Annotated in this window: 18 protein-coding genes; 2 read left to right on the top strand and 16 right to left on the bottom strand. The window is 52.8% G+C overall.

Translation table 11 applies throughout. The annotated features are described in order from the left end of the window. Positions 1-16: 16 nt before the first annotated feature. The 7 genes from rpsI to recA all read right to left on the bottom strand — a co-directional run bounded on the left by rpsI (position 17) and on the right by recA (position 6094). Complete coding sequence (gene rpsI, locus IEW06_RS02010) at positions 17-403, bottom strand: 30S ribosomal protein S9 (RefSeq protein WP_084446168.1); 387 nt, start codon at positions 401-403, stop codon at positions 17-19. 39 nt (positions 404-442) lie between these two features. After that, positions 443-895 carry a 50S ribosomal protein L13 gene (gene rplM, locus IEW06_RS02005; RefSeq protein WP_084446170.1) on the bottom strand — a complete coding sequence of 151 codons (453 nt, stop codon included), beginning with the start codon at positions 893-895 and terminating at the stop codon, positions 443-445. Positions 896-1152: 257 nt separating this feature from the next. After that, a complete protein-coding gene (locus IEW06_RS02000; RefSeq protein WP_187734122.1) occupies positions 1153-1866 on the bottom strand; it encodes an RluA family pseudouridine synthase in 714 nt (237 codons plus the stop codon). 64 nt (positions 1867-1930) lie between these two features. After that, entirely contained in the window at positions 1931-3004 is a 1074-nt protein-coding gene (locus IEW06_RS01995; protein ID WP_187734123.1) for a sensor histidine kinase, read from the bottom strand. Between the two features lie 121 nt (positions 3005-3125). After that, positions 3126-3827 carry a response regulator transcription factor gene (locus IEW06_RS01990; RefSeq protein WP_188547325.1) on the bottom strand — a complete coding sequence of 234 codons (702 nt, stop codon included), beginning with the start codon at positions 3825-3827 and terminating at the stop codon, positions 3126-3128. A gap of 104 nt (positions 3828-3931) precedes the next feature. Next, on the bottom strand, positions 3932-4768 hold the full coding sequence (locus tag IEW06_RS01985; RefSeq protein WP_188547323.1) for a DUF3108 domain-containing protein: 837 nt from the start codon (positions 4766-4768) through the stop codon (positions 3932-3934). A 246-nt stretch (positions 4769-5014) separates the two neighbouring features. Beyond that, positions 5015-6094, bottom strand: a complete 1080-nt coding sequence (gene recA / locus IEW06_RS01980) for a recombinase RecA (RefSeq protein ID WP_187734124.1) — start codon at positions 6092-6094, stop codon at positions 5015-5017. A gap of 201 nt (positions 6095-6295) precedes the next feature. On the opposite strand from recA, the gene IEW06_RS01975 reads away from it, so the two are divergent. After that, on the top strand, positions 6296-7477 hold the full coding sequence (locus IEW06_RS01975) for a lipid A deacylase (RefSeq protein ID WP_188547321.1): 1182 nt from the start codon (positions 6296-6298) through the stop codon (positions 7475-7477). Positions 7478-7514: 37 nt separating this feature from the next. Here the strand turns inward: IEW06_RS01975 and IEW06_RS01970 are convergent, their stop codons facing one another. After that, positions 7515-8105, bottom strand: coding sequence for a GNAT family N-acetyltransferase (locus IEW06_RS01970; RefSeq protein ID WP_229743025.1), 591 nt, complete (start codon positions 8103-8105; stop codon positions 7515-7517). Positions 8106-8263: 158 nt separating this feature from the next. Between IEW06_RS01970 and IEW06_RS01965 the strand changes: the two genes are divergently transcribed. Beyond that, a complete protein-coding gene (locus IEW06_RS01965; protein ID WP_187734128.1) occupies positions 8264-9148 on the top strand; it encodes an SDR family NAD(P)-dependent oxidoreductase in 885 nt (294 codons plus the stop codon). Positions 9149-9220: 72 nt separating this feature from the next. Here the strand turns inward: IEW06_RS01965 and IEW06_RS01960 are convergent, their stop codons facing one another. The 8 genes from IEW06_RS01960 to guaB form a co-directional block, all read right to left on the bottom strand. Then, complete coding sequence (locus IEW06_RS01960; RefSeq protein WP_187734129.1) at positions 9221-9637, bottom strand: hypothetical protein; 417 nt, start codon at positions 9635-9637, stop codon at positions 9221-9223. 97 nt (positions 9638-9734) lie between these two features. Then, positions 9735-10700: an AAA family ATPase gene (locus IEW06_RS01955; protein ID WP_133271721.1), complete on the bottom strand. Its 966-nt coding sequence runs from the start codon at positions 10698-10700 to the stop codon at positions 9735-9737. A 92-nt stretch (positions 10701-10792) separates the two neighbouring features. Continuing rightward, a complete protein-coding gene (locus IEW06_RS01950) occupies positions 10793-12181 on the bottom strand; it encodes a peptidylprolyl isomerase (RefSeq protein ID WP_187734130.1) in 1389 nt (462 codons plus the stop codon). Positions 12182-12482: 301 nt separating this feature from the next. Then, positions 12483-14804: a peptidylprolyl isomerase gene (locus tag IEW06_RS01945; RefSeq protein ID WP_187734131.1), complete on the bottom strand. Its 2322-nt coding sequence runs from the start codon at positions 14802-14804 to the stop codon at positions 12483-12485. A 175-nt stretch (positions 14805-14979) separates the two neighbouring features. Continuing rightward, a complete protein-coding gene (locus IEW06_RS01940) occupies positions 14980-15393 on the bottom strand; it encodes an ATP-binding protein (protein ID WP_187309934.1) in 414 nt (137 codons plus the stop codon). A gap of 20 nt (positions 15394-15413) precedes the next feature. Further along, entirely contained in the window at positions 15414-15743 is a 330-nt protein-coding gene (locus tag IEW06_RS01935; RefSeq protein WP_133271725.1) for an STAS domain-containing protein, read from the bottom strand. Positions 15744-15757: 14 nt separating this feature from the next. Continuing rightward, the gene (locus IEW06_RS01930) at positions 15758-17854 is read right to left on the bottom strand and encodes a PP2C family protein-serine/threonine phosphatase (protein WP_188547317.1); all 2097 of its coding nucleotides are present in this window, start codon (positions 17852-17854) and stop codon (positions 15758-15760) included. Between the two features lie 375 nt (positions 17855-18229). After that, entirely contained in the window at positions 18230-19702 is a 1473-nt protein-coding gene (guaB, locus tag IEW06_RS01925) for an IMP dehydrogenase (protein ID WP_187734134.1), read from the bottom strand. Between the last annotated feature and the right edge of the window lie 45 nt (positions 19703-19747).

Here is a 19747-nt window from a genome sequence, read left to right as displayed (position 1 = left end):
TGAATTTCCTCTGGTTTTAGCGTTTCGAGAACTGGAACGAGCGGCGGGCCTTGCGCTTACCGAACTTCTTACGCTCCACCATGCGGGGGTCGCGTGTCATGAAGCCTTCTTTCTTAAGAGCCGGCCGTGATTCGGCGTCCTCGCCTACCAGCGCTTTCGAGATGGCTAAGCGAATGGCTTCAGCTTGAGCCGAAATGCCGCCACCGCGCACATTTACTTTCACGTCGTACTGCCCGAGTTTCTCGAGCGTAGCGAAGGGCTGGTTCACGATGTTTTCCAGGAGTTCGTTGCCAAAATAGGCCTTCATTTCCCGGTCATTGATAGTGATATTCCCTTGCCCGGCCTGCATGTAAATGCGGGCCACCGAGGTTTTTCTTCTACCAGAGGTGTTGGAGATTTCCATTAAAGAAAAGTTAGAAAAAAATACGAAAGCCGTCGTGGCTTACAGTTTGTTCAAAGTGGCCTCCACGGGCTGCTGGGCAGCATGGGGGTGCTCAGCGCCTTCATACACGAACAGGCTGCGGAATTGCTCGCGGCCCAAACGGTTGTGAGGCAACATGCCGCGTACGGCGTGCTCAATCACACGAGTCGATGACTTTTCCATCACCTCACGCATGGTTTTGCGCTTTTGACCACCTGGGTAACCCGAGTGCGAGATGTAGATTTTTTCAGTCATTTTCTTGCCCGTCACACGCAGCTTGTCAGCGTTGATGACGATAACCGAGTCGCCGCAATCAGAGTTGGGCGTAAACGAGGGCTTGTGCTTGCCGCGCAGGATGTTGGCAATCTGGCTGGCAACGCGACCCAGCGGGGCCACGCTGGCGTCAACGACAACCCAGCCCTTGTTGGCGTTGGCTTTGTTGACGGATTGCGTCTTGAAGCTCAGATGATCCATTGGGAAGAAGGTAAGCGGTTGGAAATGAGAATAGAACGGACCAGGGTCCGGGAAAAACGGACACAAAGTTACCGCCTTTCGACTTAAATGCAAGGGTGACTATGATATTTGTGCCTGAGCAGCACGTACTTTCAAAGAAAATAGTGACTTGTGGGGGGCAATTTGACAAGCACTACTGACGAGTGATCATTGAGTGAACGGCTTACGCGATTTGCTAACCATATCAGCACCTCGCGCATTCTAAGCGGGTATTTAGTTTACTGAAGCTGACGCATATTTTCCACTAATACCCGGAAATCCTTTGGGTATGGTGCTTCCACGGTCACTTCTTCACCATTGAGACGAGCGAATGTGAGTTTAGCTGCGTGCAAGGCAAAACGCTTGATAAATGGCTGCTCTTCTTCGCCAGCCTTCATGTTAAATTTCTTTTTCAACGAAGACAAAAAGAACTCTTCACCCCCGTACAGCGTGTCGTTTACAATGGGTGCCTGCAGGTACATCAGGTGCAAGCGAATCTGGTGCATACGGCCAGTGATGGGCACGCACTGCACCAGCGTATGCTTAGCAAACGTTTCGAGCGTGGTGAAGTAAGTTTCAGCCGCTTTGCCTTTGTAAGCTAGTCGGGCCTTGCCTTTCGTAGTTGTCTCAATGCTGCGGTCCACCAGCTTATTATCAAAGTGATGGACGCCCCAGGCCACAGCGTGATAATTCTTTTTTACCTCTCGGTTTTCAAACTGCATGGAGAGGTGACGGTAGGCCTCCGGGTTCTTGGCCAAAGCCAAGGCACCAGACGTTTCCTTGTCAAGGCGGTGGCAGGCCTGCATATCGGAGTGATACTGGCGGGCCATGCGCAGAATGTTGGGCGCACCACCCACGCGCTCATCGAGTGTAGCTAGGAAAGGAGGTTTGTTTATGACGATGTAGTCGTCGTCTTCAAACAGGATAAGGTCTTGAAAATCGGGTTGCTTCATAACGGGCCGCAAAGGTACGAAGCAATACACGCTTTACCGCCTATGCGATAGATGACCTAATGGACTAAGTCTGGGGCGCTTCCGTGGTCTTTGTCGGCTTACGCGGCTTCGCAAGCTTAAACTCCAGCGAGGTGCCTTGCCCAGCCTCACTATGCACTCGGATAGTTGATTTGTGCGCTTCTACAATATGTTTGCTGATGGCCAGGCCCAAACCCGAGCCGCCAGAATCGCGGGAACGGCTTTTGTCGATGCGATAGAAGCGCTCAAAAATGCGATTTTGGTGCTGCTTTGGGATTCCCTCGCCATCGTCGCGAACGGAAATACGGACGGCTTTGGTGGTTTCTGCCAGCATAACGGTTACGTGGCCGGCCTCACGACCATATTTTATGGCATTATCAATCAGATTGACGAGCACTTGACGAATGCGGTTGCGGTCGGCTAGCACCAAAATGCCCCCCACCGATTCATTTGACAGTAGCAATTCGAGTTTAACCTGGCGCTGGGTGGCTCTAGACTCCAGCTGCTCGAATATCTCCCGGACAAGCTCGGCCAAATCGAATACCTGCCGCCGCATCCGAACGACTCCTTTTTCCAGTTGAGATATGGTTACCAGGTCCTGTACTAACGCATCGAGAGTATCAAGACTTGTAGCGGCTTTGCGGAGGAACTTCTGGCGCAGAAACTCATCGTCCATATCGCCATCCAGAACGGTGTGGAGGAAGCCCTGAGCGGCAAAAATGGGCGTTTTCAACTCGTGTGATACGTCGGCCAGAAACTCGCGGCGGAGTGTTTGCAGGCGTTTTAGCTCGTCTATTTCCCGCTGTTTGCGCTCCGCCATTTGCAGAATCTCTTCCCGCATACGCTTTAGTGGCTCGGGCCGAAACAGGAATTTATTCGATAGGCGCCGGAATTCCTTGCGCTTGACGTTTTCCAGGCCCGCGTAGATGTTGTTGATTTCGCGAAATATTAACGCCTCAAATGCCAGATAAACCAGTAGAAAACAAGCCGCCACCGTGATACCCGCCGCTAGAAAGGCCTGCTGAAACGGCAGCGTCGGCACCGTCCAGGCAAACGTGACGAGCACCGCTGCCACGAGCAAGGCAATCAGAATGGCAATGGAGCGGGAAGAGAAATCCATGAGCTGAAGCGAGGTGTAGTACGGGGCTAAGACTAGCTACCGCAAGCCCAAATATAAAGCCGGCCCTGTAGCAGGGCCGGCTTTTTACCGGTGCAGATAAATCAAGTTCTGACTCCGCAAATCATTCATCGATATTAAACTTATACCCCACACCCTTAATAGTTTGGATGTGATGGTCGCCGACTTTTTCGCGCACTTTGCGCACATGCACATCCACGGTGCGAGCGAGTACGAATACATCATTACCCCAGATATTCTGCAGCAATTCTTCGCGGCCAAATACCTTATGAGGCGAAGCAGCCAGGAAAGCCAATAGCTCGAACTCCTTCTTGGGTAAGGATATTTTGCGCCCCTCCTGATAGACAGCAAAGCCCGTCCGATCGATGCGCAAACCGTTGATTTCGATGGTGTCCAGCACCACTTGCGGGTCTTTGTCGCGACGTACGAAGGCGGCCAGGCGGCCCATTAGGGCACGCGGCTTGATGGGCTTGGCAATAAAGTCGTCGGCGCCGGCTTCGAAAGCAGCTACTTCTGAGAACTCTTCGGCGCGAGCCGTCAGGAAAATGATGTACGTATCCTTGAACTTGGGCAAAGCCCGTAGCTGCCGACAGGTATCAATGCCGTCGAGATGGGGCATCATCACGTCGAGCAAAACGATGTCGGGCTCGAACTGGGGGGCAATTTCCAGGGCTTTGCGGCCGTCGGGGGCGGTAGCTACGTCGTAGCCTTCCTTGCGCAGGTTGTACTCCAGTAGTTCTACAATGTCCGGATCATCATCGACTACCAGAATCTTGTAGGCATTGGGGGAGGCGGTTGGTTGCACAGGACTGAGGGTTGAATCAGAAGATACTATCGACTGCAAAATTACCGGTTGTCGAGGTTAACCTAATGTTACCTTATTATGAACTACGGTGGTGGGTGGTTTTCTCAAGGATTGGCGCCAGCGCGAGCCACCACATTCAAGCGGTGCTTTAGGCCTTGATATTTATACATATCCACCTTCACGGCGCCTACAAACATCTCAGCCTGAATGAGTACCGGAATCTTGTTGCGGTCATCGGAAAGGTAAACAGAAACCCCATCCTCTCCGCGAAAAAGCTTATTGGGGGGCATTTTGGGTACTAATCGAATAGCGCGAATGATGCCTGCCTTGGTTTCCACGGTCTCGCGGCCTTTGTACACCACGTCCATGTTGTACACCTCATTGCTGAAAAAACCCTGCACCCGAATCACTTCGCCCACCCGCCGCTTGTCGTAGTCGAGGGTACGCAGGAAGTAGAAACCACTCACCAGATCCTGCACATTCTCAGGTATTTTGTAAGTGCCGCGCTTCACAGGGTCCTTTTCCTTCTTGCGCGACTCTACGCTGGCCATATTTTTATAATGGTCGAAGTCAACGGTTTCACGCTTGCGGTAGGTGTTCTCCTCAATGTTGCGGTAAAACCGTTGGGGCAAGATGCTGGTAGTATCGATGAAGGTGCGCCACGTGTCGCGAACGCGCAGGAAGAAGTCAAAAGAGCCTAGAGTTTTGCCTGTTACGGTAGCCTGGTAGCAAGGACGGTCGTTGATGCGCTGCAAAGAACTAGAAATCTCAATGGTCGCTTCAGCTGCGTTTATCAGGCCGTAATGCACTTTGTAGTGCATTTTCTCGCCCTTTATAAAGCTGGTGTTCCTAACTGTGCGCGACCCATCAGCCGGCTGCCAGGCGAACAGCGCCAGCAAAGGCAGCAAAAGCGGAATAAGCAGATACCAGCGGCGATTCATGAAGGGCAAACCAAAAAGTGATTCAGCTGACATTAAGTCAAATGAAATGCCAGCAAATATATCCCTAACCCTGCGAACGACCGGCAAGACAGGACTAAGCGAAACGTCAACGCTTAAAAACGAGTTGCACGCCGGCACGGATTGCAGGTAGCACTCAACGGCTCAAGAACGCAGCTTATTGCTGAATAAAAAAGCCCCCCAGAAATCATCTGGGGGGCTTTTCTGAATTACAAAAACTCAGAAAGACTAATCGTCGTCTTCGTCAATTGATTCATCGGTAGGAATGGCGGCCAGTGCAACAGCGGGCTCACCTTTCACCATTGCCCGAATCTTAGCTTCGATCTCATCCGCAAGCTCAGGGTTGTCGTGCAGAATGGTTTTTACACCCTCACGGCCTTGACCTAAACGGTCGCCGTTGTAGCTGAACCAAGAGCCCGACTTTGCGATGATGTTCATATCAACGCCCAAGTCGAGAATCTCGCCGACTTTGGAAATACCCTCGCCGTAAATAATATCGAACTCAACTACTTTGAACGGCGGCGCTACTTTGTTTTTCACCACCTTCACTTTTGTGCGGTTGCCGGTTACGTTGTCCTTGTCTTCCTTGATCTGGCCAATACGGCGAATATCAAGACGCACAGATGCGTAGAACTTCAGTGCGTTACCACCGGTGGTTGTTTCGGGCGAACCGAACATAACACCGATCTTTTCGCGAAGCTGGTTGATGAAAATGCAGCAGCAACCGGTTTTGTTGATAGTACCGGTGAGCTTCCGTAGGGCTTGGCTCATCAAGCGGGCGTGCAAGCCTACTTTCGAGTCACCCATGTCGCCTTCCAGTTCGCCTTTCGGCACCAGTGCAGCTACGGAGTCAATAACGATGATATCGATGGCACCGCTGGAAATCAACTGGTCAGCAATTTCAAGGGCTTGCTCACCGTTGTCGGGCTGCGAAATCAGTAGGTTTTCGGTGTCAATGCCGAGCTTCTCGGCGTAGCTACGGTCGAAGGCGTGCTCGGCGTCGATGAAGGCCGCCATGCCGCCGCGCTTCTGGGCTTCGGCAATGCAGTGCAGGGTAAGTGTGGTTTTACCGCTCGACTCAGGACCGTAAATCTCTACGACCCGGCCCCGGGGCAAGCCACCGATGCCGAGGGCAATATCAAGCCCGAGCGAGCCGGTGCTGATAGCAGGAATATCAACGACTTTGTTGTCGCTCAATTTCATGACAGTGCCTTTGCCGTAGTTCTTGTCGAGCTTGTCCAGCGTAAGCTGAAGAGCTTTCATTTTCTCGGCGTTGGCGTTGACAACTTTGTCAGTGGATGCAGCCATTAGAATGGGGTTGGGGTATAAATGCTTAGGTTTGGTGAAATTAGGCTTTTTAGGCCGTTTTTACAAGTCGAAATGCCGCTTCCTAGGTGTTAGTTGAGGCTGTTCTAGGTCGGCTGTGGGTAACATAGACAAGCTATATTTTGTGCCCACAATGCTAAAAATATTTGCTGATTCTGGGAAAAATAAATAATGCTAAAATTTTTGTCAAAGGTAGTCATTGATACCCAGATCAAACCGGTCTTTTGGCGGGCAGCCGGCCTGTTTTTTAGTTTGTTGCTAACCAGCTTTCCGGCCGCCGCCCAGCTCGATAATCACGCCTTTCAGTACTCATTGCCTATCAAGCCAGAGTATGAAGGCCAGCTTCGGGTGGCTGTGCAGGGGTTCTTGTTCACAAAGGATAACGAGTATTTCAACAAAATAGACGAGGGCCGCACCTATTACGGTACGCAGCTGGCGCCGCGGCTTGTGTATTTTCCCAGTGCCAACATTCGGCTGGAGGCTGGTATCTTTTTGTATAAAGACTATGGCACGTCGCGCCTGCGGCAGGTGCGGCCGGTGTTTACGGCCAAGTACCAAAAAGGCCCCCACAGCTTTCTGTTCGGCAATATTGAAGGGCACTTGCAGCACGACTACATCGAGCCGCTGTTTGATTTTGAGCGCGTGATGACTAACCGGTTGGAAGAAGGTATGCAGTACAAGCTGCAAACCGACCGGGTGAAGCTCGACGCTTGGGTTGACTGGCAGCGGCAGCAGTACCGATTCAGTAACTTTCAGGAGCAGGTAGCCGGCGGCCTTACCTCCGAAGTCACGGCGTATCAGGACTCAGCAGGGTGGCGGTTAGGCGTGGTGCCGCTGCAGTTTCTGGCAATGCACCGTGGGGGGCAAATTGACACGATTGCGACGCCTTTACAAACCTTGTTCAACTTCGCTACCGGCCTGCGCGTGCGACGTAAGCTGTCCGCGACTGGCTTTGTGCATGCGGTACATTTCGATGGCTACGTTACGCGTTATACCGACTACTCTTTCACGGAAGTATTGCCCTATAATAAGGGCAACGGCTTGTATTTAAACGCCGGCGTAAATACACGTCTCTCCAACATTATGCTCAGCTATTGGTCGGGGAATGGCTTTGTCTCGCCTCAAGGCGGACGGCTGTACCAATCCATTTCCAGCACCGTCAACAACGCCGACTTTACCCAACGCCGCCGCGAATTGCTCATTCTGCGCATGTTCAGCGATTTTCACCTGCCCGGCAACGTCCTGCTGACAACTCGCTTCGAGCCTTTCTATGACTTCAATCGCCGGCAGATAGAGTTTTCCTTCGGAACGTATCTTAACTTCAATCAGGAGTTTTTTCTGACCATGCTACGGCGAGCAGACTAATTTAAGCGCAAGCTTTTCTTTGCCTGAAAGAAGCGTGTCAGGGCCGATTTAGCGCGAAATGGAGAATGTCGGACTCCTTCTCTAATTTCCGGGGAGACCACAAACGCGGTTGTGGTGGCACTAGCTGAAAGCCATTCGCGACCGCGACCGCACAGCTGCGCGGGTTATCGACTCGGCAACGGATAACCAGACGATCGGCGTTGATAATAGGGCTAAAGCCGAGCTGTACGGCCGCTGTTAGCGCCTCACGAGCGTAACCATACCCTTCGGCTTCTGAGGCGAGGTAGTAGCCGATTTCGGCCGTAACAGTTCGGGCCCAGGTAGGCTTCAGGCTAATGTCGCCCAAATATTGCCCCCCAGCCGTGCGCCAGATGCCTAGCACGAACATCCGCTTGGTGTGCCAATCCAAATCGAAAGACTCTAAGATGCGGCCAGCATCGGCAGAAGTTTGAACGGCGGCCAAGCGGGCCGGAAAGGCTTCCTGAAGCCTAGCACGGTCCTTTCCGAGAACCGCGAAAAATGCCGCCTCGTCGGAAGGCACGTAGGGCCGCAGCGTGAGTCGGGGGGTGAGCAAAGGCAAGCGGGCCGGAAAAGGAGGAAGGTCGGCGGGGTGCATAATTTGGCGCAAGCAACAAGCTGTCCTACGCGCAAAGCCTACTCCGGGATGAAAGAAGCAGGGCAATAGTAACTCTGGGGGGCAAATGCCGTTTGTTTTAAACGGTTATCAATCAGTAAGAAGGAGTTTTCCTTTATCAAGTACCTATTCTCAACCTAACACTAACTGCTATGAAAAGAAGACTGGAAGGCAAAGTTGCCATTGTAACAGGCGGCGGCACCGGTATCGGCGAAGCTATCAGCAAACGATTTGCCCAGGAAGGCGCGGCCGTAGTGGTCGTGGGCCTCGACACGGACCCCGTGCGCGAAGTGGTAGACGAAATTCAAGCCCACGGCGGCCGCGCTATCGGCTTCCTAGGCGATATTTCCTGGCAGGAAGCCGCTGAAGAATGCGTGAAGCTGGCGATACATGACTTCGGCAAGCTGGATATTCTGATCAATAATGCCGGCGTATTTCCCGCCACCTCTACCATTGATAAGTACCCGATTGAGGCGTTTGAGTACATGATCAAGCATAATGTGTACTCCAACTTTATGATGACGCGGGCGGCCATTCCATATTTGCAGAAAACGCGCGGCAATATCGTATCGGCCGGCTCCGAAGCGGGGCATATGGGTATTCCGCAGAACTCGCCGTATGGCGGCACCAAAGGTTTTGTGCACGCTTTTCAGCGCGGCGTAGCCGTAGAGCAGGCTAAGTTTGGGGTGCGGTCCAATATCGTTGGTCCGGGCCCCATCGACACGGCCTGGACACACAAGGAAACCGGCCCGATGACTGCCAAAATGGAAAAGCAGACGGTGCAGGGCGTACCAATGGGCCGCCGCGGCACTCCGGAAGAAGTAGCCAACGTCTACTTGTTCCTAGCTTCCGATGAAGCCAGCTACGTGACCGGCGCAACGTATTTCGTGGATGGCGGCGTAACGCTTTCCAAAGGTCCGCACGGCGACGAAGTACCCAGCAAGCTCCGGCAAGAACCCACCAACGGCCTCGACCTTCAGCACGAACGCGACGGCCATACCAAGGTGAAATCGGAGTATAAAGCCACAATGAGCTAGTTCTCATTTGATACCCATGAAAAAGCCCCCCAAAGACGATTCTGGGGGGCTTTTTGTTCGTGCAAAATCAGCTTATGGGTGTTTATACTGCAAAGGGCTGCCGAGTGCCTGCTGAATGCGCATTACGTTTACCTGCCGGGCCGCCTCGTTGAAAAACTCCAAACGGCGAATCAGCATTTCCTTCACCAGCATACGTCCTTCCGGTGTGCGCATTACGGCTTTTTTGTCATCCAGAATACGCTGCATTATGGCTTCCGTTTCGGCTTCACGCTGTACGTACTGCTCGCGAAACTCAGCCAAGCGAGCCAGACCATCGGTGGTGAGGCGGAACTGAGCGCCGCCCTGATTCAGCACTTCACAGAGGACATACACTTCCAGCGGCAGGGAAGTAGCCAACGTGGTGGTGCGCAAATCGAGGCCCGCCTGCAAGGCATCCAGAATGATAGCAATGTTGCGCTCGAATTGCTGGTAATAACCGGAAGCTTCCATTTTTTCAATTAACAGTTAACACTTATCATTTAACAGCCTGTCGGCGCATCATTACACATTTTAGCCAGCCCTCGCTGATAGCCGACTGTCAAATGACTTAAAGGAGTTCTTTTACAATCTGCTCCACCGAAATTCCTTCGGCTTCAGCTTTGAAATTGCGCACCAGGCGATGACGCAAAATAGGCAGCGCCACAGCTTTCACGTCCTCAATGTCGGGCGAGTACTTGCCGTTGAGTAAGGCGTTGCATTTGGCCCCCACAATCAGGTGTTGCGAAGCCCGCGGCCCGGCACCCCATTCCAATAGCTGGGTAGCCCGCGCTGCCCCCCGATCCGTGTTTGGACGGGTTTTATGCACCAGATTAACAGCATATTCTACTACATTGTCGGCCACGGGTACGCGGCGCACCAAATGCTGAAACGCCTGGATATCATCACCGTGCAGTATTTTGCTTACGGTGGGACGATGATCCGAAGTCGTGTTCTTCACGATTTGCAGCTCCGCATCATAGCTCGGATATCCGAGCTGAATATTGAACATGAAGCGGTCGAGCTGGGCTTCGGGTAGGGGATAGGTACCTTCCTGCTCAATCGGGTTTTGAGTAGCCAGCACGAAGAAAGGCCGCTCCAACGGATAGCGCTGCCCTGCCACGGTTACCGAGTATTCCTGCATGCTTTCCAGCAAGGCCGCCTGCGTCTTAGGTGGCGTCCGGTTAATCTCGTCAGCCAGCACGATGTTGGCAAACACGGGTCCTTTCACAAAGTGAAAATCGCGCTGCTGATTCATCGTTTCCGAGCCCACAATGTCGGACGGCATCAGGTCAGGAGTGAACTGAATGCGGTTGAACGACAAGTCGAGCGAGTCGGCAATCGTCTGGATAAGCAGCGTTTTGGCCAAGCCTGGCACTCCTACCAACAAACAATGACCCTGCGAAAATACGGCTGTAAGCACAAGGCGAACCACCTCATCTTGCCCAATGATAATTTTACCGATTTCCTGCCGCAAGGCCTGGTAAGACTGAGCTAACGCGTCGGCAGCTTCTTTATCGGAAGAGAAGTTTCGCATGTAAGGGGAGGAGCTAGAAGCCAAGAGCTAGGAGTGAGAAGCTGAAACACACTGTTAGGTGTTCCTCTCCTCTCACTCCTAGCTCCTAAAAGTTAATTAACCGCATTAAGCAGCTTACAGTCAGCGTACTGCGGATCTACTTCGATATAGACGTCGCCACGATTCTTCTTAAACCACTCATCCAGCGCCTTGTTTTTCTTCTCGTTGAGAGCAGCGGCGGCTATTTTCTGGTAGTCGTCCTGTAGGTTAGCTTGGTGGGGCGGGTTATTCGATTTCAGCCACAGAATACGCATCGCGTCCTTGCCGTCGTCGGTGCGGTAAGGCATAGGAGGCGTAATGCTACCCACTTTCATGGTATCGATCGTGAAGAAAATGGCCGGATCGATTTTATCCAGCGGCAAGTAATTGCTCCGGTCTTGGGGGTTCTGAATCAGGCCGCCGTTGCCGCTGGTGTTTTTGTCGTCGGAGAAATCCTTGGCCGCTTTAGCAAACGTGATGCTGTCGGCCAAGATGCGCTTGCGAACCTTATTGAGCTGCACAGCGGCTTCACTTACGTCGGAGGTGCCGGTAGCGGGCTTGAGCAGAATGTGGCGGGTGCTGAAGGTTTCACCTTTGCGCTCGATGAGCTGGATAAGGTGAAAGCCAAACTGCGACTCGACGATGGGCGAGAGTTGGCCCGGCTCCAAGCGTAAAGCGGCCGCCTCGTACTCGGGCACTAGCTCGCGGCGCTTAAAAAAGCCTAAGTAGCCGCCCTGAGCCGCCGAGCCCGGGTCTTGGGAAAACTCCTTCGCCAGCTTCTCAAAGTCTTCGCCCGCTATAACACGTGCCCGGATCTCGTTCAGCTTCGCTTGCGTTTCCTGCTTGGCCTTCTGATTTACTTGAGCAAACTTAATAATCTGGCCAACTTCCACTTCGGTGGAATAGTAAGGCAGGCTATCCTTCGGAATGCGGTTGAAAAACTGCTTTACCTCCCGAGGCGTCACGGTTACTTTGCCGGCAATCTCTTCCTGCATTTTCTGCTGAACGAGCTGCTCCTTCACCTGCGGCCGTAAATCATCCTTGAGCTGCTTGATGGGCTTCTTGTAGTACTCTTCCAGCTTCTGCTCCGAGCCAATCTGCTGCACGAAGTAGGCCATGCGCCGGTCAAGCTCACCTCTTACCTGGTCGTCTTCCACCACTACGGAGTCAACCTCGGCTTTTGCCAGCATGAGCTTATTCAGCACAATGCTCTCCAGAATCTGGCACTTCACATCGGGAGGCAAGGGTTTGCCCTCCGCCCGCGCCAGCTCCTGCTGATAGATGTTTTCTAGGTCGGAACGCAACACAATCTGGTTGTCCAACTTCACGATAATGGCGTCTACGGTTTGGCGCCCTACTGGCCGGGCCAAGCCCAGCTGGGCGAAACCAGTGCTTACCGCACCTACTAGCAGGCCACCGCTCAACAGCGTCACACGAGCCGCCGTACGAAATAATTGAGTCATGTAATTCAGAGAATAAGAAGCTGGACAGCAAAGAATATCCAGCCCACCGGCTACCGAAACGCGAAAAGCCGCCGGTAAATTTCAACATAAATCCCTTCTCCGGCAAAAAGCTGGGTTTGAGGCCGCAAAAGAGCGTTTCGGGGTAAAGAGACTGTGTTGCCGGCTAACGTTGCGTGACTCACTAACTTTTAGCAAGCGGTAGCCAGAGCCGTGCCTTGCCAATAGCACGAATAAAAAAGCCCCCAGAAAACAGCAGCCTTTGCTGGGCTCTCTGGGGGCTTTTTCGGGCAGCTTCGCCAGCTTATTTAGTTATTAGCTTGTCTACTTCCGCCTGATTGACCTGTACCGGATACTGCGTACGAAGCTGCCCCAGCCATTGCTTTTCCAGAAAGTTCTGGTAGTCGGAGGTAGCCTGGCCACGCGTTTCAGACAAGGTTTTAGGCCCGGCAGGCAGTGCTTTCTCGATGATAATGGCATAAAAGCGACCATCTTTCTGCACGGAGTAAGTACCCGGACCACGGTCCATTACTTCATCTACCACTTTGCTGTCGCCCTTCTGGAAGCTCTGCTCTACTATCTGCACAGCCAGCGGGTTACTGGCATTCAGGCTCTCTTCCAATACAGCAGTGCTCGTGCTGGTCAGAGCGAGCAGCGCCGTAGCGGCAGCGACAGGCTTTGTAGCCGTCTTTGTACTGATACGGCTGGCCGGTGCACCTTTACCCGTCAGGTAAGCCACCACAGCCGCAGCTCGGCGCTGAGCCAAAGCCACCGGTTCACCGCGTTTTACGCGGCCAGTTACGGTAAGGCTTAGGGTCGTGTCTGACGCCAGACTGGCTGCCAAGCGGTCAAGATTGGTTTGGCTGGGGGGCAAAATTGTGGATTGGCTTGCGCGGAAAGCTACTGGGGCCGGAGTATTACGGGTAACCTCGAAGCGGCCAGTTGCCAGTTGCTTTTGAGCCTGAGTCAGCAAAGCCGGTGAGGCTGCGTTGATCATCGTGGCCTGCACGCGCGGGCCCCACTGATAATTAGCTTGATTGGCCGTGAAAAACTGCTGCAGGCCCACCGTATCCGTTAGCGCCTTCGACCACACTTTCTCGTCCATCAGCTGGAAAAGCAGAATACCGTCGCGATACTCCTTTACCAGCATGCGGTAGTCCTCATACTTGGTATCGAGGTTGGCCTTTTCAAATTCCGTCAGACTCTGATCTACATATTGGTCATACAGCTGCTGCATCACAAAACGAGGATCAGCCCCGGCACGCGGCCGCTGACTCTGCTGCACGTAAGCTAAAAAGTCTTTGATCGGATACGCTTTGCCTTTTACGGTAAACAGCGGAGCGTCGGCGCTTACGGTGGTCTCGCCTTTTTTGCGCTTGCCGCTCGGGAATTTGCTTAAAAACGTTTCTGACTTAAAACGGCCGTTTACCAGCGCTGTATCGGCCTGCGCCAGTATGGCATCACGCACGGGGGGCATTTCTGCGAACTGATTTTCCTGCCGAATGCGCTTTAAAAAGGCCGCCCGGTTTAGCTCCGAGCGCGAGTCTTTGGCTACTTTGCTTTTGAGCGTAGGAGCCATGGCCTCAAACGTGGGCACCGGCTGCTTTTCAATAAGCTTGATAATGTGCCAGCCATACGGCGTCTGAACCGGAGCCGAAATGTCGCCGGGCTTTTGCAGCTTAAACGCTACTTCCTCGAAGCTCGGAATCATGCGTCCGGTACCGAAAGCGGGCAGCTCGCCACCATTGGCCGCCGAGCCAGCATCTTCCGAAAACTGCGTTACCAGCTTGTCCCAGTCTTCACGACGACGCAAGCGGGAGTACAGCTCATCCACCTTCTTCTTAGCCGTTACCGAGTCAGCCTTGGGCATGCCGGGCGTGGCCCGAATCATGAGGTGAGCCACTTTAATCTCGCCTTGTGCTGGCCGTACGTCATTCACTTTGATTACGTGGTAGCCAAAGCGCGTCCGGACCGGCGCCGATACTTCGCCCGCCTTCGTTTTATACGCCACGTTCTCAAATGGATACACCATCTGCATAGCTGTAAAGTAGCCAAGCTGTCCGCCATTATCGCGCGCCGAAGGGTCTTCCGATGCCTGACGAGCTACTTGGTTGAAGTCTTCACCGCTGGTAACGCGCTGGAGCAATGCCAGCGCCTTCTGGTAGGCGGCCAAGGTATCCTGAGGAGCCGCATCGGGAGCCACGCGCACCAGAATATGGGAAGCGCTGATTTCCTTGCTTAGCCGGTCGTAAGCCTCCTGCACGAGCTGGTCGGTTACGCTTTTCTCCGTCAGGTAAGGCTGGGCCAGCTGCTGCTTGTAGCCGTCCAGCTCCCGCTGAAAAGCCTGCGTGGTATCGAGGCCGCGCTGCTCAGCTTCCAGTACCTTGAGCTTGAAGTTGGTGTACAGATCCAGGTATTCCGTCACGTTGGCACGGGTGCCGTAATCAGGAGCCGTGGCGTTGTTTTTCCGGTATACGTAAGCAAATTCCGAGGCTGGTACTATCTGCTTTCCCAGCGTAACCACCGCCGGTTGCTTAGCGGCGGACGTCGTGGACTTGGTAGACTGGCATCCGATGGCCAGTAGTGCGCTAGCACCGAGGCTAGCGTACAAAATGCGTTTGGGCATAAAGAAAAAAAGATGCGACACGAACAATAACTCTATCATGACCCTGAGGGCCGAGTCGTTGCCAGATGCAATTTTACGGATTTTTTTTGGCCTAACTTCAGCTCGCTATCAAACTGAGCGTGTACAAAAAAGCCCCCCAGCGGCTGGGGGGCTTTTTGAAAATCAGAACGTTGGGCTACACCACTTTCTTGTAGAGTCGGCAAACGTTATGGTTGCCTGAGGAAGAAAACTCCACGCGGTCCATAATGCGGTTGACAAGTGCCATGCCTACGCCGCCTTTCTTCCCAAGACGGATATGCTCCAGCAAATCGGGCTCCCGAAAGGTTGATGGCAAATATGATTCCTTGCTGTCATCCTCTATCTCAATGCCAAACATATGGTCTTCCATGGCCAGCTTGAGTTGCAGATACTGCGATTCGTTCTCCGCATTGGCATGAATGATCAGATTGGCCACAACTTCATCAACGGCCAACACAATCTGATTGATATGCAATTCGGATAAGTGGTACACAGACAGATAGGCGCTCACGAAGTCGCGTACTGTCTTCAGGTTAGCCCGGCTACAACTTATGCGAATTACGTTCTTCATCCCCTCCTTACGCTGTCAAGCTATATAGCAGTAGCCTCCGACTCGGAAGGCACGATGGTCATCAGCGTATCTAACCCCAGAATCTCAAATACGTTGTGCACTTTTTCCTGCATGTTGAAAAATACCAATTTCACATTGGCATCTTGGAAGCGCTGTAAGTGGGAAATGAACACGCCAAGGCCAGCAGATGAAATGTAGTTCAGGCGCTGGCAATCAATTAATACTTTCTGATAGTTCAGGATTTCGGGCTTGGTCAATTCTGTATCAAGAATCACAGAAGAGCTAGCATCTAGCTCGCCATCGAGGCTGAGCGTGAGCGTATGAGCGGTGGTTTGTTGCGTGATTTTCATAGGACCCATCTACGTCAGACGGTTGGTTCTGGTTGGGACGCCCGGAACTTGATAACAAGCAAGGTCTGGTCGTCGTGCATTGGTTGACCACGGCTGAATTCCGCCAAATCTTCCAGAATCATATTCTTAATTTCATCGGCCTCAAGGTAATACGTACGCTCCAGCATCTGTTGCAGTCGATCCTCGCCGTATTCCTCCTTATTTGCCCCCCGCGCTTCCACAATGCCATCCGTGTAGATTACCATTACGTCGCCGGGGTTGTAATCGTAGAATTGGTTCTTAATATGTTTTTCGTAGGCGTCGTGGCGAATGATGCCCAAGCCTAAGCCCGTAGTACGGAAATACGATACTTCCTCCTTGATGGAATGGTAATACAGCGTGTGACAATGACCGGCCCGTGCAAAAACGAAGCCACGGTTCTCATAATCTATTATATATAGCGATGCTGTAATAAAAGACGACTTTTCGAGACAGTGAACCAGCGCTTTGTTGGCCATAGCCATGAACTTGCTGGGCACCGGAAACTTCTCGCGCTCATTGCGGGCCAATGGGTTTTCCTGCATCAGAGCATGGAAAATACCTTTCATTTGCGCCATATGAAAAGCCGCCGTAATGCCCTTCCCCGACACATCACCAATCAGAATGGCGAGGCGCTGACCCGGTAGGTGCAGGAAGTCGTAAAAATCGCCCCCCACTTCCTTGGCAGCCATCGCATGTGAACTGATTTCAAACCAGTTATCAATAGGGAGGTCTTTCGGAATCAAGCTTTCCTGTACGGTAGAAGCAATCTTGAGCTCCTCCTGAACACGCTCATTCTGAATAGAAGCTGCTACCAACTGAAGGTTCTCGATGCTAAGAATCGTCTGGCTGGTGAACGTTTGCAGAATGCCCAGATTCTCACGATCAAAGCCCTGAGGCTGGTTTTTCAGCATGTACAAAGCCCCATACTGACGCTTCGTGGAGCGCAAAGGCATAACGATAAGCGACCCAAAAGGCAGACCCAAGCTGCGAAAGCCGCTACTATTCGGCAGGTCATTATTGAGATACTCAATGTGCCCCAGGTTATAATCAGCCAGCAGCCCCCGAATGGCAGTACACTGCTCCTCCGTAATGTGGTAGCGCTGGCCTTTGTACGCTTCGTCGCTTACTTCTATATCCAGCCAGGCCGCGTCAGCTTCCACGGTTTGCACGGTAGCATCAAAGAGCATGCTGTATACGTCTTCCTCCGTTTGGCCACGCTGAATAAGCTGCGTGAGTCGCTGCAGACTTAAAATCTCTTCCCGCTTCTGCTCAAAGACACCCGCTGTGGGCAAATTAAAAAATGTAACAAACAGCCCCATCACGGCATAGAAAGCCGCGAAAAATACTGTAAGCAGTAAAAAAGCATGCTGAGGCTCTGGGGCTATCAGCTTAGGGTCGTACTGAATCCGTACGAAGTAGGCCACAAAAATGGTCATGCACAGTAGGATGGCCAGTTGCATGAACACCACCTCCCACTTCTGCCGTCGGTTCAGATAGGCCACCCATTTCTGGTTGCCGCTCAGATACACGCCAAAGATGGCTAACCCACCAATAACCAGTAGCATTAGGTAGGTAGGTAACTCCCAGCCTAAAAGGCGAAGTAGCAGCGTACCACCTAATAATATCTCAAAAAGCTCCCACTCGCGGCGCAGCCGGCCCGAAGATCTGAACAGTACCAATGACCGCCACGTGTAGGTGGTGCTGGCTAGGAAGAGAATAAACAGCCCTGAGTTGATGGTATAAATAACCGCGAAAAAGGTGCGGTCACTACTGGGCAGCTGATACTGTACGAAGCGCTCTAGTAGGTGTAAGGCTACGCAAATACTGGCCAGGATGCCTGGTCCGAGCACCAATCGGCGAAACAAGCCGACAAAATCGGTGCCTCGTAGTGGGTCGGGCTGGAAGCGGTAGTATATAAATACCCCGGCAGCAAAAACAGCTTGGGCAACCAGGGTCACCCAATCAGGTAAGGCAGATAGAGAAGCCGTTTCCGGCGGGCTAGCGCGAAGAAGCGTACTAACCAGCAGCACGACCCAGCTAAGCAGCGTAAGGGGTAATAGCGTGGCTGTTAGCCTCTGGCTAGAGGGCATAGAGAGCAATTAAATACAAATTACGCGTAATAAGAAACAACCGGAGCAAACTGAAAGATTGAGCAAGATAAAGCCTTATAAATTAAATAGACCTTGATGTATTTCGCTCATTCACGAGACACATTCAGGATAAGGCAGTTTCGAATTGGGGCCACCTAAAGTAATCTAAATCTGGATGAGTTGATTATAGTCTGTAGAGGGCACATTATGCAATCTTCATGTCTACGTACTTATGGCAGTTTTTCGAGTACAAATACAGGGCCTGAGTTAATTGCTGCACGCTTTCGACAAAACAAAAAAGTAAGCTGAGTAGCCATAAGAATGCCACCAGCTAATAGGCCAGTGGCATAGTATAATTCAATCCAAACGTATGTGTTAGCGGCTGCTGTAGTTAGGCGACTCACTAGTAATCTGTACGTCGTGGGGGTGGCTTTCACGTAAGCCCGCGCCTGTGATGCGCACCATACGGGCCTCTTGCAATACGGATATGGTAGCAGCCCCACAGTAGCCCATGCCGGCTCGCAAGCCACCTGCAAGTTGATACAGAACCTCGCTTACGCCGCCCTTAAATGGTACACGGCCTACGATGCCCTCCGGCACGAGTTTCTTTACATCATCCTCCGAAGACTGGAAATAACGATCCTTGGATCCATCTTCCATGGCCTCAACTGAGCCCATCCCCCGATAGGTTTTGAACTTACGACCCTCATAAATAGTGACCTCGCCAGGGGCTTCTTCAGTACCCGCCAGCATGGAGCCAATCATGACGGAGGAAGCGCCACCGGCAAGCGCTTTGACCGCGTCGCCCGAGAACTTGACGCCGCCATCTGCAATAATCGGAACCCCAGTGCCTTCAAGGCCGCGGGCCGCTTCCAATACGGCGGAAAGCTGAGGAACTCCAATACCCGCAATGATGCGGGTAGTGCAGATAGAGCCAGGCCCAACACCTACTTTCACAGCATCGGCGCCCGCGTCCGCTAGGGCTCGGGCACCTTCAGCGGTGGCTATGTTGCCGGCAATTACTTCCAGCTCGGGATACTGTTGCTTGATGCTGCGAACGGCATCCAGTACACCTTTTGAGTGACCATGTGCTGTGTCTACACTCACTACATCTACGCCGGCTTGCACCAGGGCCGCTACCCGGTCAAGCAAATCCGGGGTTACGCCCACGGCGGCACCTACGCGCAAGCGACCGTATACGTCCTTACACGCTCGTGGTGTGCGCCGACGCTTGCGAATGTCTTTGTACGTGATGAGGCCCGTGAGGCGGCCCTGCTCGTCCACAACCGGTAGTTTTTCAACTTTGAACTCCTGAAGTAGGTCCTCAGCCTGCGCCATGTCGGTGCCGGTGGCGGCGGTGATGAGGTTGTCGCGGGTCATTACCTCCGCCACCGAGCGCTCCATATCCTTTTCAAAGCGTAGGTCGCGGTTGGTCAGGATGCCCTTCAGGTGACGTTCTTCGTCTACGATGGGGATGCCGCCGATTTTGTGCTGGCGCATAAGCTGCTTGGCGTCGCCGAGGGTAGCGGTTTCAGACAGCGTAAACGGGTCCAGAATCATTCCGCTTTCCGAGCGCTTTACCCGGCGCACCTGCTCGGCCTGAGCCTTGATGCTCATGTTCTTATGAATGATTCCGATGCCGCCCTCCTGAGCCATCGTGATGGCCAGCTCGTATTCGGTTACAGTATCCATTGCTGCCGACACGAAGGGCAGGTTCAGCCGGATATTGCGGGTAAGCTGGGAACTGGTGTCGGCGTCGCGGGGCAATACCTCCGAATAGGCAGGTAGCAGCAGTACGTCGTCGTAGGTAAGGGCCTCGAAGGCAATTTTGGCAGATTGGTCAGCCATGGCAACAAGAAGATTAGGTGACTCTTATTGCCGGGTAAAGCTACG

Origin of the sequence: Hymenobacter qilianensis (genome assembly GCF_014638675.1) — a bacterium.
Classification (GTDB): domain Bacteria; phylum Bacteroidota; class Bacteroidia; order Cytophagales; family Hymenobacteraceae; genus Hymenobacter; species Hymenobacter qilianensis.
This window is presented reverse-complemented; position numbering and strand designations above follow the sequence as displayed.